The following is a 13,750-nucleotide window of genomic DNA, read 5'->3' as shown; positions in this document are numbered from 1 at the left end:
CCTGATGGCACCGTCCGCTGTTGCCCCCACCCGTACCGCGCCCCACGCCGGCCTTTCGCGGGTCGTGCTCGGGTCGGTCCTGTGGTGGGCACGGCGGCCTGAGACGCCCGGTCGGGGCATGCCAACGCCCCGACCGGTCGGATGCGGGGGAGGCAGGGTCGAGACGCCGACCCGACCCTGCCTACCAGCCCCGTCTGCTCGAACCGTACCGGGAACCGGTCCGGCGTCGGTGCCGCCGACGCCGACGCCGGAACCGGTGCCGTCCCGTTGCGGGGCGGGCGGGCGGGGCCCATCCACCACGGCTGTATCTTTCCGAAACATATTCTGATATTCCTATATTTAGCGGTACCGACGGTTCCTCCTGGATGGGAAGGAGCACCATGCGAACAGGTGTCTGGCTGGTAGGGGCGCGCGGTTCCGTCGCGACCACCAGCATCGTCGGAGGGCTCGCGCTGCGAGCCGGCCTGGCCGGGCCCACCGGCTGTGTGACCGAGCTGCCCGAGCTGCGCGGCCCCGCCCTGCCGGCCTTCGCCGACCTCGTCTTCGGTGGGCACGACCTGGCCAGCACCCCGCTGTGCAAGCGCGCGGAGGCACTGGCCGACAGCGGTGTCATCCCCTGGCGGCTGGTCGCCGCGGTCCGGGACCAACTGGGCGCGGTCGAGCAGGAACTGCGCCCCGCACCGGTCGGTGCCACCCAGGCGGACCGGGCCGCCGCCGTGGTCCGCGACCTGACCGCCTTCCGCGAGCGGCACGAGCTGGACCGGGTGGTGGTGGTCAACGTCTCCGCCACCGAGCCGGCCCCTCGTCCACACCCCGGGCACGCCGACCCGGCCGCGCTGCGTGCCGCTCTCGCCGGACCGGACGAGGTGCTGCCGCCCAGCTCCCTCTACGGGTACGCGGCGGTGCTGGCCGGCTGCCCGTACGTCGACTTCACCCCGTCCACCGGGCTGCGGCTGCCGGCGCTGACCGCGCTGGCCGAAGAGGCCCGGCTGCCGTACGCCGGGCATGACGGCAAGACCGGGGAGACCCTGGTCAAGTCGGTGCTCGCGCCGATGTTCGCGATGCGCAACCTGGACGTGCGTTCCTGGTCCGGGTTCAACCTGCTCGGCGGTGGCGACGGCGCCACCCTCGCCGACCCGGCCGCGAACGCGGCGAAGGTGCAGAGCAAGCAACGGGTGCTCGGCGAGACGCTGGGCTACGTCCCGCAGGGCGGTACGCGCATCGAGTTCGTCGAGGAGCTGGGCGACTTCAAGACCGCCTGGGATCTGATCACCTTCGCGGGCTTCCTCGGCACCGGCATGCGGATGGAGTTCACCTGGCACGGCTGCGACTCCGCGCTGGCCGCGCCGCTGGTGCTCGACCTCGCCCGGCTCACCGCCGCCGCACACGCCGCCGGGCAGGTGGGGCCGCTGACCGAGCTGGGCTTCTTCTTCAAGGACCCGCTCGGCACACCCACCCACTCGCTGGGCGAGCAGTGGGCCCGGCTGACCGACTTCGCGCGGCTTCTGCACGGTGGCGGGGACAGCGGCCATGACCACGCTGGCTGACCTCGCCGAGCTGGTCCGGGCGCCGGCTGCGCTCTCGGTGCCCGGTGACGTGGTCGCCGGAGCGGCTGCGGCCGGCGCGCTGGGCCCGCGTACCCCCGCCCTGGCCGGCGCCTCGGTGCTGCTCTACTGGGCCGGCATGGCCGCCAACGACTGGGCCGACCGACGTCTGGACGCGGTGGAGCGGCCCGAGCGGCCGATCCCCAGCGGGCGGGTCACCCCGGCCGTCGCGGTCGGTCTCGCGGCTGGCCTCACGGCCGCCGGCGTGGGCCTGGCCGCCGCCGTGGGCGGTCGCCGCGCCGTCGCGCTCGCCGTGCCGTTGGCCGCCACCATCTGGGGGTACGACCTGCTGGCCAAGAACACCGCCGCAGGTCCGGCCGTGATGGCCGCCTGCCGGGGGCTGGACGTGCTGCTCGGCGCGTCAGGTGGCCGCGTGACCAGGGCGTTGCCGGCCGCGGCGACCGTCGCCGCGCACACCTGGACGGTCACCGCGCTGTCCCGCCGGGAGGTCAGCGGCGCCGATGCCACCCTGCCGATGCGCACCCTCGCCGGCACCGCGGTGGTCGCCGCCAGTGCCGCCGTCGTCGCCCCCCGGCGGGTCGCCGCGCTGCCCGCCGTGCTGGCCGGGTGGTACGCCGCCCGCTATGGCGCGGCTCAGGCCGAGGTCGTCCGGGACCCGTCGGCCGGGCGGGTTCGTGCCGCCGTCGGCGCCGGGATCACCGGGTTGCCCGCCCTCCAGGGAGCCCTGACCGCGCGAGGTGGAGCAGGTCTGCTCGGGGTGGCCGTCGCGGCGGCCGCGCCGCTGGGTCGACTGCTGGCCCGGAAGGTCTCCCCGACATGAGCGTCCCCGCGCCGCGGCCGGCCGTCGACGCCACCACGTTGCGCCTCGGGTACGGCACGAACGGCTTCGCCAACCACCGTCTCGACGACGCGCTCGCCGTCCTCGCCGACCTCGGGTACGACGGGGTGGCGCTCACCCTGGACCACGACCACCTGGACCCGTTCGCGCCCGGGCTCACGCGCCGGGTCGCCGCCGTCGGCCGCCGGTTGAACGAGCTGGGTCTGGCGGTGGTGATCGAAACCGGTGCCCGCTACCTGCTCGACCCGTGGCACAAGCACGCCCCGACGTTGCTGCACGACGACCCGACCCGGCGGATCGAGTTTCTGCGCCGGGCAGTCCGGATCGGCGCCGACCTGGGCGCGGAGGCGGTCTCGTTCTGGGCCGGTGTCCGGCCCGAGGCGGTGTCGCCGCAGTGCGCCTGGGACCGGCTGGTGGCCGGTTGCGCCAGCGTGGTCGACGTGGCCGACGCCTCCGGCGTCACCCTCGGCTTCGAACCGGAGCCGGGGATGCTGGTGCAGGACATCGCCGACTGGCGCCGGCTGCACGCCGCGCTCGGTGACCCGGCCCGGTTCGGCATCACCCTTGACATCGGCCACTGCCGGTGCCTGGAGCCGTGGCCGGTGCCGCAGTGCGTCGCCGAGGTGGCCGGGCACCTGGTCAACGTGCAGATCGACGACATGCGCCGGGGTGTGCACGAGCACCTGGAGTTCGGTGTCGGGGAGATCGACTTCCCGCCGGTGCTGGCGGCCCTGGCGGCAGCCGGCTACCGCGGGCTGGTCGCGGTGGAGTTGCCCCGCGACTCGCACGCCGCACCCGCTGTGGCCGCCCGGTCGATCGAGTTTCTCCGCGCCGCCGCACTGGCCGGCCGCACGGAGGACGAGGTGCCCGCACACATACCTGGGGTGCCTGCGTAGCAGCAAGGGAAGGAGACGGGATGACACCGGATTCACTACGGGCCGCCCTGCGAGGCGTACCCGATCCCGATTGGCTGGATGCGGCGCTGCGCCGGGTCACGGTCGAGCCCACCGCGATCACCCGACTCTTCCCCGCCGCCGGCCGGCGTTGCGGTCGGGCCGCGCTGCCCGACGCCCCCGGCTGGACCGCCGACGACGCGGCCCGGGTGCTGCTGCTCACCAGCCTGCCCGGCGACCACTCGGCGTACGCCGAGCGCCTCTACCAGCACGGCGACGCGGCGGAGCGCCGGGCGGTGCTGCGGGCCCTGCCGCTGCTGCCGATCGGCGCCGCCGGTGTGCCGCTGCTGCACGACGCGATCCGGACCAACGACACCCGACTGGTCGCCGCCGCGCTCGGCCCCTACGCCCGGCACCTCGACCCGGCCGCCTGGCGGCAGGCGGTGCTCAAGTGTGTGTTCAGCGGTGTCGCCCTCGCCACGGTGGCCGACCTGGAAACCCGGGCGGACGGGGAGTTGGCGGCGATGCTGGCCGCACTGGCCGCCGAACGGCACGCCGCCGGCCGGGAGTTGCCCGCCGACGCCACCGACCTGCTCGACCGGCTCACCGCCGCACTGCCCCGGGAGGCGTGAATGCGCATCTTCGACCCCCACATCCACATGACCTCACGCACCACCGACGACTACGAACGGATGGCCGCCGCCGGAGTACGCGCGGTGGTGGAGCCGGCGTTCTGGCTGGGCCAGCCGCGCACCAGCGCCGCCTCGTTCACCGACTACTTCGACTCGCTGATCGGCTGGGAGCCGTTCCGGGCCGGGCAGTTCGGGGTGCGCCACTTCGCCACCGTGGCGCTGAACCCCAAGGAGGCCAACGACCCACGCTGTCGTCCCGTCCTCGACCTGCTGCCTCGCTACCTGGACAAGGACGCCGTCGTGGCGGTCGGCGAGATCGGGTACGACTCGATGACGCCCGAGGAGGACGAGGCGTTCGCGGCGCAGTTGGCGCTGGCCGTGGCGTACGACCTGCCGGCGCTGGTGCACACCCCGCACCGGGACAAGGCGCGCGGATGCGAGCGGACCCTCGCCGTGGTCGCCGAATCCGGCATCGACGCGGGTCGCGTGGTGGTCGACCACCTCAACGAGGTGACCGTCAAGCTGGTCCGAGACAGCGGTTGCTGGCTGGGCTTCTCCATCTACCCGGACACCAAGATGACCCCGCAGCGGATGGTGGACCTGCTGCGGGAGTACGGCACGGAACGGATGCTGGTCAACTCGGCAGCCGACTGGGGACGCTCCGACCCACTGCTGACCCGGGCCACCGGCGAGGCGATGCTGCTGGCCGGCTTCAGCGACGACGACGTCGACAAGGTGCTGTGGCGAAACCCGGTGGAGTTCTACGGGCAGTCGGGGCGGCTCGACCTCAGCGACCTGGACGTCGCCGCCGCCGTGGACCCGCAGACCGGCAACTCGATCCTGCGCGGCGGCAGCTGATGCGGCTGCGACATGCCGGTGGCGACACCGTCCACCTCGGCTACTGCACCAACGTGCACCCCGCCGAGGATCTCGCCGGCATCCTCGGTCAACTGGACACCTACGCGGTGCCGGTCCGCGAGGCGCTCGGCAGTGACCTGCTCGGGCTCGGCCTGTGGCTGGCCGCCCCGGTCGCCGCCGAGCTGGCCGCCGACCCGACGCTACGCCGCCGGTTGCGCACCGAGTTGAACGCGCGTGGTCTGGAGGTGGTCACCCTCAACGGCTTCCCGTACGCGGCCTTCCAGGCGCCGGTGGTCAAGCAGGATGTGTACCACCCGGACTGGACCACCGAGCAGCGTCTGACGTACACGCTGGACCTGGCCCGGGTGCTTGCCGACCTGCTGCCCGACGACGCGGCCCGGGGTTCGATCTCCACGCTGCCGCTGGCCTGGCGGCAGCCGTGGGACACCGGTCGGGCCGACGCCGCCCGACACCGACTGGACCAGTTGGCCGCCGGCCTGGCCGCAGTCGAGCAGGACACCGGCCGGGTCGTGCGGGTGGCGTTCGAACCGGAGCCCGGCTGCGTCGTGGAGAGCACCGGTCAGGCCGCCGAGCTGCTGTCCGGGATGGACACCGAGCGGCTGGGCGTCTGCGTCGACCTGGCCCACCTGGCCTGCGCCTGGGAGGAACCGGCCGAGGCACTGGAACGTCTGCGGGCCGCCGGGCTGCCCGTGGTGAAGGTGCAGGTCTCCGCCGCCGTCGAGGCGGCCGACCCGGAGGGCGGGGCCGAGGCGTTGCGCCGCTGGGTGGAGCCACGCTTCCTGCACCAGACCCGGGGTGGCGGTTGCGCCGGTCTGGCCGACCCGGCCGACCCGGCGTACGCGGCCGACGACCTGGACGAGGCGCTGGACCGGGCGCTGCCCGGCCCGTGGCGGGTGCACTACCACGTGCCCCTGCACGCCCCACCCGAGGAGCCGCTCGGCTCGACCCTGCCGGTGCTCCGCGCGGCCCTGAGAGCGCTCTTCGATGGCCCGACCGCCGGCTGCGACCACCTCGACGTCGAGACGTACACCTGGGGGGTGCTGCCGGCCGCCCGGCGGCCCGGCACCGACGCGGAGTTGGCCACCGGCATCGCCGCCGAGCTGGCCTTCGCCCGGGACGAACTGGTCGGCCTCGGCCTGACCGCAGAGCGATCCGTGAGCATGGGGGTGACGCGATGAGCCGGCGACTGGTGGTCCTCGACGTGGTGGGGTTGACGCCCCGACTACTGGCACACATGCCTCGACTGCGGGGTGTCGCCGACGGCGGCTTCCGGGCCGAGCTGGGCACCGTGCTGCCCGCGGTGACCTGCTCGGTGCAGTCCACCTTCCTCACCGGCGAACCACCCAGCGGGCACGGGATCGTCGGCAACGGGTGGTATTTCCGTGAGCTGGGTGAGGTGTTGCTGTGGCGGCAGCACAACGCGCTGGTCGGCGGGGAGAAGCTCTGGCAGGCGGCCCGCAAGGCCGAGCCGGGCTACACCGTCGCCAACGTCTGCTGGTGGTATGCGATGGGCGCGGACGTCAACTGGACGGTGACGCCCCGTCCGGTCTACTACGCCGACGGGCGCAAGGAGCCGGACTGCTACACCGACCCGCCGGAGCTGCACGACGCGCTCACCGGCCGGCTGGGCACCTTCCCGCTGTTCACCTACTGGGGGCCGACGGCCGGGCTGCCGTCGTCGCGGTGGATCTGCCAGGCGGCCGAGCAGATCCTGGCCGACGTGTCACCCGACCTCACCCTGGTCTACGTCCCGCACCTGGACTACGACCTGCAACGCTTCGGTCCCTCGTCGGCCCAGGCCGCCGCGGCGGCAGCCGAGCTGGACGCGGTGCTCGGCCCGCTGCTGGACGCCGCCCGGGCCCGGGACGCCACGGTGGTGGTGCTGTCGGAGTACGGCATCACCGACGTGTCCCGGCCGGTGGACGTCAACCGACTGCTGCGCGCCGAGGGGCTGCTGCGGGTGCACACCCAGGCCGGCATGGAATACCTGGACCCGTGGACGTCGAAGGCGTTCGCGGTCGCCGACCATCAGGTCGCCCACGTCTACGTCAAGGATCCGGCCGACGTGCCGGCGGTGGCGAAGCTCTGCGCCAATCTGCCCGGGGTGGCCGAGGTGCTCGACGCCGAGGGCAAGGCCGCGCACGGTCTGGACCATCCGCGTGCCGGTGAGCTGGTGCTGGTGGCCGAGCCGGATGCCTGGTTCACGTACTACTACTGGCTGGACGATGCCCGAGCGCCGGACTTCGCGCGGCTCGTCGAAATCCACCGTAAGCCAGGTTACGACCCGGCGGAGCTGTTCTTCGACCCGGCCAACCCCGGTGCCGCGAAGACCCGCGCCGGGGTGGCCCTGGCCCGCAAGAAGCTCGGCATGCGCTACCTGATGAGCGCTGTCGGCCTGGATGCCGGCGCGCAGGCGGTGCGGGGCTCGCACGGGCGGCTGCCGGACGACCCGGCGGACGCCCCGGTGCTGCTCTGCTCCGACCCGAGCGCCGCCCGGGACCGGATCGCGGCCACCGACGTCAAGGCGCTGCTGCTGGAGCTGGCCGGGCTGGGTGCCGGCGGTACGGACGGGTCGGGGGAGGGGGCATGACGGTTACGGTCGCGCCCACCGACGCGAGCGGGCTGCGGGCGCGCTTCGACGCGGAGCTGGCCGGGTTCCTCGAGCGGCAGGGCCCGGACTGGCCGGACGGCGCGCCGCGCGGCGTGTTCACCGCGCTGCAACGGTTCGTGCTGGCCGGCGGGAAGCGGTTACGCCCACTGTTCTGCTACTGGGGCTGGCGCGGGGCGGGGGCTGCCGACGGCACGCCGATCGTGGTGGCCGCGGCGGCCCTGGAGCTGTTCCATGCGTTCGCGCTGATCCACGACGACATCCTGGACGGCAGCGACCGCCGGCGGGGTGAGCCGTCGGTGCACCGGCTCTTCGCCGATCTGCACGCCCGTTCGTCGTGGCGCGGCGACCCGGAGGCGTACGGCCGCAACACCGCGCTGCTCTGCGGGGACCTCTGCGCGGCATGGTCGGATCAGATGTTCCACGAGTGTGGGCTGAGCACCGAACAGGTGCACCGGGGGTACGGCGTGTTCGCGTTGATGCGTACCGAGGTGATCGCGGGGGAGTACCTGGACCTGGTCTCGGGCGTGGGTGACGGCTCGGTGGCCAGCGCGCTGACCGTGATCCGGATGAAGGCCGCCCGGTACACGGTGACCCGGCCACTGCAGATCGGGGCGGCCCTGGCCGGCGCGGGGCCGGAGCTGATCGCCGCGCTTGGTGAGTTCGGCGACCCGTTGGGCGACGCGTTCCAGCTCCGCGACGACGTGCTGGGTGTCTTCGGGGACCCGGCAATCACCGGCAAGTCGGTCCTGGACGACCTGCGGGAGGGCAAGCCGACGGTGATGATGGCGCTGGCCCGCAGTGCCGCCGACCGGGGGCAGACCATCCGGCTGCGGGAGCTGTTCGGCAACCCGGCCCTGGACGCCGACGGCGCGGCGGAGCTGCGCGCGATCATCGAGGCGACCGGTGCCCTGGAGCGGATCGAGCAGATGATCCGGGTCCGGACCGAGGCCGCGCTCGCCGCGTTGCGGAGCGCGGTGGTGGCCGACGAGGCACGTGCGGCGCTGGTCGCACTGGCCGGACAGACGATCGACCGCCGCGCCTGATCGCAACTTTCGATCAGATCGACGAAAGTTGATGCTGAATCGCCGGAAGGTATGGACACATCGAAACTCCTGACTTAGTGTCGTGACCAACACGACAATGTTTCGTCGAGGTGAACCGGCGGCGCGGTAACCCACGACCCCCACCATCACCGCTACGGCATCCGGCGCGACGGCGCGCGCCCGCCTGGCAGTCAATCGTCAGGAAGGGGCAGCACAGATGTCCATGAAGGACGCTCCCAAACATCGATCCCGACGATGGTTCTCGGCTGGATCGGCAGTGTTGCTGGTGGCTGCGGCCGGCACGGTCGCACTCGGTGCCGGCTCGACCCCCGCGCAGGCGCACCCGATCAACGCGACCGACTTCCAGCAGGTCGAGCTCGCCCGTGGCGTTACCGACATGGGCGAGCCGATGTCGCTGGCCGTGCTGCCGGACCGCTCGGTCCTGCACACCGCCCGCAACGGCACCCTGCGCCGCACCGATGCCAACGGCACCACCTCCGTGATCGGCACCCTGTCGGTCTACACGCACGACGAGGAGGGGTTGCAGGGCGTCGGCGTGGACCCGGGCTTCGCCAGCAACCGGCAGATCTACCTCTACTACGCCCCGCCGCTCTCCACCCCCAGCGGCGACGCGCCGGCCACCGGCACTGACTTCTCGGCCTGGAACGGCGTCAACCGGCTCTCCCGGTTCACCCTCAACTCCGACTTCACGATCAACCAGGCGAGCAAGGTCGACGTGCTCGACGTGCCGGCCAACCGCGGTCTCTGCTGCCACGTCGGCGGGGACATCGACTTCGACGCCGCCGGCAACCTCTACCTCTCCACCGGCGACGACACCAACCCGTTCGAATCGTCCGGCTACTCACCACTGGACGAGCGGACCAACCGCAACCCGGCGTACGACGCACAGCGCAGCGCGGGCAACACCAACGACCTGCGCGGCAAGATCCTGCGGATCAAGGTGAACGCGAACGGGACGTACTCCATCCCATCGGGCAACCTGTTCGCGCCCGGCACGGCCAGGACGCGCCCGGAGATCTACGCGATGGGTTTCCGCAACCCGTTCCGGATCAGCGTGGACAAGGCCACCGGGGTCGTCTACGTCGGTGACTACGGGCCGGACGCCGGCACCACCAGCTCCACCCGTGGGCCGTCCGGCCAGGTCGAGTTCAACCGGGTCGCCGCGCCGGGCAACTACGGCTGGCCGTACTGCACCGGCACCAACACCTCCACCGAGACGTACAACGAGTGGGACTTCGGGACCAACGCCAGCGGTGCGAAATACAACTGCAACGGCGGGCCGACCAACAACTCGTTCCGCAACACCGGCCTGACCACCCTGCCGCCGGCCCAGCCCGCCTGGATCCGGTACGCCGGCGACGCCGGCACCCCCACCGAGTTCGGCGGCGGCTCCGAGTCCCCGATGGGCGGCCCGGTCTACCGGTACAACGCCTCGTCGACCTCCACCACCAAGTTCCCGCAGTCCTTCGACGGGCAGTTCTTCGCCACCGAGTTCGGCCGCGGCTGGATCAAGCCGATCCACGTCAACTCCGACGGCTCCCGGGGCGCCATCGACACCTTTCCCTGGGTGGGCAAGCAGGTGATGGACTCGGCGTTCGGCCCGGACGGCGCGTACTACGTGCTCGACTACGGCACCGGCTACTTCAACGGTGACGTCAACTCGGCGCTCTACCGCTTCGACTACGTCGGCGGCGGTAACCGGGCGCCAACCGCGGTGGCCAGCGCCAACCGGACCTCCGGTGCCGCCCCGCTCGCGGTGACCTTCTCCTCGGCCGGTTCGTCCGACCCCGAGGGAGGCGCTCTGACGTACTCCTGGAACTTCGGTGACGGGACCACCTCGACCGCGGCCAACCCGTCGAAGACCTACACCGCCAACGGCAGCTACACCGCCACGTTGACGGTTCGGGATCCGCAGGGTGCCACCGGCAGCAGCAGTGTGCGGATCAGCGTCGGCAACACCGCGCCCACGGTGACCATCAACAGCCCCGGCAACGGTCAGCTGTTCAGCTTCGGCGACACGGTGCCGTTCAGCATCACGGTGACCGACCCGGAGGACGGCACGATCGACTGCACGAAGGTCAAGATGACCTACGTGCTCGGGCACGACCAGCACGGGCACCAGATCACCTCACAGACCGGCTGCTCGGGCTCGATCACCATCCCGGTCGACGGTGAGCACGACGACGCGGCGAACATCTTCGCGATCTTCGACGCCGAGTACACCGACGCTGGTGGGCTGACCACGCACACCCAGCACACGCTGCCGCCGCGGCACCGCCAGGCCGAGTTCTACGGCACCTCGTCCGGGATCAACGTGTTCAGCAAGACCACGGCCGAGGGCGGCAAGACCGTCGGCGACATCAACAACGGCGACTGGATCGCGTTCCAGCCGTACCGGCTGGGCAACGTGACCTCGTTCAACGCCCGGGTCTCCTCGGCGGGTGCCGGTGGCACCCTCCAGGTCCGGGCCGGCTCGGCCACCGGCACGGTGCTCGGCTCGGCCACGGTCCCGGTGACCGGCGGCTGGGAAACCTTCGCCACGGTGACCGGGACGATCAGCAGCCCGCCGACCGGCAGGACCACCCTCTACCTGACCTTCGCAGGCTCCGGCACCGGGGCGCTCTACGACCTGGACGCGTTCAGCTTCGTCACTGGAACCCCCACCGGCGGGGGTGGCCCGATCAAGGGTCTCGGCGGCAAGTGCCTGGACGTGCGCAGTGGTGCCACCGCCGACGGCACGCAGATCCAGATCTACACGTGCAACGGCAGTGCCGCGCAGACCTGGACGGTCACCCCGAACTCCACGATCAAGTCGTTGGGCAAGTGCCTGGACGTCGCGGGTGCTGGCACGGCCGACGGCACCAAGATCCAGCTCTACACCTGCAACGGGACCGGGGCGCAGAACTGGGCCGCGCAGGCCGACGGCACGGTACGCAACGCGTCGTCCGGCAAGTGCCTCGACGTCTCCGGTAACAGCTCGGCCGACAGCACGGTGGTCCGCCTCTGGACCTGCACTGCCGCCGCCAACCAAAAGTGGATCCTGCCCTGAGCTGGAAGGTGGGGCCCCTTGTCGACGCCTAGTGTTGTACAAGGGGCCCCTCCTAACCGTCATTAGGAGAGCGATATGCGCAGACTCCTGCGACCCGTCCTCGGCGCGGCCATGGCCGCCCTCGCCGTCATCGCCTGCACCACCCCAGCCACGCCGGCCAGCGCCGCCGACGCACCGTACGACGTGCTGGTCTTCTCCAAGACCGCCGGATTCCGGCACGACGCCATCCCGGTCGGCATCCAGACCATCCGCGACCTGGGCGCGGCGAACAACTTCACCGTTACCGCCACGGAGGACGCCTCCGCGTTCACCACCGGCAACCTCGCCCAGTACGAGGCGGTCGTCTTCCTCAACACCACAGGTGATGTGCTCAACGCCAGCCAGCAGACCGCCTTCGAGTCGTACATCGGCTCCGGTCGCGGGTATGTGGGTGTGCACGCGGCCTCCGACACCGAGTACGACTGGCCGTTCTACGGCAACCTGGTGGGCGCGTGGTTCGCCTCGCACCCGGCGATCCAGCAGGCCAACATCAAGGTCGAGGACCGGGGGCAGGCGGCGACCGCGCACCTGCCGCAGACCTGGACCCGCACCGACGAGTGGTACAACTACCGGACCAACGCCCGGTCGACCGCCCACGTGCTGGCCACGCTGGACGAGTCGTCGTACTCCGGGGGTGGGATGGGCGCCGACCACCCGCTCAGCTGGTGCAAGAGTTACAGCGGTGGCCGGTCCTTCTACACCGGCGCCGGGCACACCCAGGCGTCGTACGCCGAGCCGGCGTTCCGGGCCCACCTGCTCGGCGGCATCCGGTACGCCTCCGGTCGGAGCAAGGCCGACTGCCGGCCCGAGACCGGCTACACCCCGATCTACAACGGTTCGACGACCGGCTGGTCGCAGGCGGGTCCGGGCAGCTTCACCAACTCCGACGCCACCCTGACCTCGGTGGGCGGCATGGGGCTGTTCTGGTACAACGCCAAGCAGTTCACCAACTACTCGTTGAAGCTGGACTGGAAGCTGGCCGGTGACGACAACTCCGGCATCTTCATCGGCTTCCCGCCGTCCACCGATCCGTGGTCGGCAGTGGACAACGGCTACGAGATCCAGATCGACGCCACCGACGCCGCCGACCGCACGACCGGGTCGGTCTACACCTTCAAGTCCGCCGATATCGCGGCCCGCGACGCGGCGCTGAACGCGCCGGGGGAGTGGAACACCTACGAGCTGCTGGTCGAGGGTGAGCGGCTGCAGATCTTCCTCAACGGAGTGAAGATCAACGACTTCACCAACACCAACCCGGTCCGCTCGCTGGCCGGCCACATCGGCATCCAGAACCACGGCACCGGTGACGACGCCTCGTTCCGCAACATCCGGATCAAGGAGTTGGGCACCACGCCGCCGCCGACCGGGAACACCACGATCCAGGCCGAGGCGTTCAACTCGGCCAACGGCGTCTCCGCGTTCACCAAGGCGGGCGCCAACGGTGGGCAGACCATCGGCTACATCGACCCGGGCGACTGGGCCGCGTACAACGGGGTGAACCTGACCGGGGTCACCTCGTTCACCTCCCGGGTCGTCTCCGGCGGCGCGGGTGGCACCATCCAGGTGCGTACGGGCTCGGCAACCGGTCCGGTGCTCGGGTCGGTCGCCGTGCCGAACACCGGCAGCTGGACCACATTCGCCAATGTGACCACCGCGCTGTCCGGCGTTCCGTCCGGCACCCAGAACCTCTATCTCACCTTCACCGGTAGCGGCACGGGGCTCTTCGACGTGGACGACTTCACCCTGGTCAAGGGGAGCGGGGGCACTCCGGGCGTCGGTCCGGTCAAGGGCCTCGCCGGCAAGTGTCTGGACGTGCGCAACGGCGGCACCGCCGACGGCACCCAGATCCAGCTCTACACCTGCAACGGCAGCACGGCGCAGACCTGGACCGTGACGTCGGGCTCGACGATCAGGGCGCTCGGCAAGTGCCTGGACGTCTCCGGCAGCGGCACCGCCGACGGCACCAAGATCCAGCTCTGGACCTGCAACGGCAGCGGCGCGCAGAACTGGGCGGCCCAGTCCGACGGCACCCTGCGTAACACGTCGTCGGGCAAGTGCCTCGACGTCTCCGGCAACAACTCGGCGGACAGCACCGTCGTGCACCTCTGGACCTGCCTCGGCGCGGCCAACCAGAAGTGGACCCTGCCCTGACCGACTGAGTCGGGAGCGGTCGCCGTCGC

General features: G+C 71.6%; 10 protein-coding genes. All 10 read left to right on the top strand.

The genetic code is table 11. The annotated features are described in order from the left end of the window. The first annotated feature begins 380 nt into the window (after positions 1-380). The 10 genes from JOD64_RS07240 (at position 381) to JOD64_RS07195 (ending at position 13,721) form a co-directional block, all read left to right on the top strand. Positions 381-1,547: an inositol-3-phosphate synthase gene (locus tag JOD64_RS07240; protein WP_204941531.1), complete on the top strand. Its 1,167-nt coding sequence runs from the start codon at positions 381-383 to the stop codon at positions 1,545-1,547. Further along, complete coding sequence (locus tag JOD64_RS07235) at positions 1,531-2,385, top strand: SCO3242 family prenyltransferase (RefSeq protein ID WP_204941530.1); 855 nt, start codon at positions 1,531-1,533, stop codon at positions 2,383-2,385. The genes JOD64_RS07240 and JOD64_RS07235 overlap by 17 nt, the downstream gene beginning before the upstream one ends. Then, positions 2,382-3,299, top strand: a complete 918-nt coding sequence (locus JOD64_RS07230; protein ID WP_204941529.1) for a sugar phosphate isomerase/epimerase family protein — start codon at positions 2,382-2,384, stop codon at positions 3,297-3,299. Before JOD64_RS07235 ends, JOD64_RS07230 begins: the two co-directional genes overlap by 4 nt. 20 nt (positions 3,300-3,319) lie before the next feature. Beyond that, the gene (locus JOD64_RS07225; RefSeq protein ID WP_204941528.1) at positions 3,320-3,928 is read left to right on the top strand and encodes an EboA domain-containing protein; all 609 of its coding nucleotides are present in this window, start codon (positions 3,320-3,322) and stop codon (positions 3,926-3,928) included. Continuing rightward, positions 3,929-4,786 (top strand): TatD family hydrolase, encoded by an 858-nt coding sequence (locus tag JOD64_RS07220; protein WP_204941527.1) that lies wholly within the window; start codon positions 3,929-3,931, stop codon positions 4,784-4,786. Next, complete coding sequence (gene eboE, locus JOD64_RS07215) at positions 4,786-5,985, top strand: metabolite traffic protein EboE (RefSeq protein ID WP_204941526.1); 1,200 nt, start codon at positions 4,786-4,788, stop codon at positions 5,983-5,985. Before JOD64_RS07220 ends, eboE begins: the two co-directional genes overlap by 1 nt. Beyond that, entirely contained in the window at positions 5,982-7,397 is a 1,416-nt protein-coding gene (locus JOD64_RS07210) for an alkaline phosphatase family protein (protein WP_204941525.1), read from the top strand. The genes eboE and JOD64_RS07210 overlap by 4 nt, the downstream gene beginning before the upstream one ends. Beyond that, complete coding sequence (locus JOD64_RS07205; protein WP_204941524.1) at positions 7,394-8,461, top strand: polyprenyl synthetase family protein; 1,068 nt, start codon at positions 7,394-7,396, stop codon at positions 8,459-8,461. The genes JOD64_RS07210 and JOD64_RS07205 overlap by 4 nt, the downstream gene beginning before the upstream one ends. Positions 8,462-8,678: 217 nt before the next feature. Beyond that, the gene (locus JOD64_RS07200; protein WP_204941523.1) at positions 8,679-11,531 is read left to right on the top strand and encodes a PQQ-dependent sugar dehydrogenase; all 2,853 of its coding nucleotides are present in this window, start codon (positions 8,679-8,681) and stop codon (positions 11,529-11,531) included. A gap of 75 nt (positions 11,532-11,606) precedes the next feature. Next, positions 11,607-13,721, top strand: a complete 2,115-nt coding sequence (locus JOD64_RS07195; protein WP_204941522.1) for a ThuA domain-containing protein — start codon at positions 11,607-11,609, stop codon at positions 13,719-13,721. Positions 13,722-13,750: the final 29 nt, after the last annotated feature.

Source organism: Micromonospora luteifusca, from assembly GCF_016907275.1.
Classification (GTDB): Bacteria; Actinomycetota; Actinomycetes; order Mycobacteriales; family Micromonosporaceae; genus Micromonospora; species Micromonospora luteifusca.
This window is presented reverse-complemented; position numbering and strand designations above follow the sequence as displayed.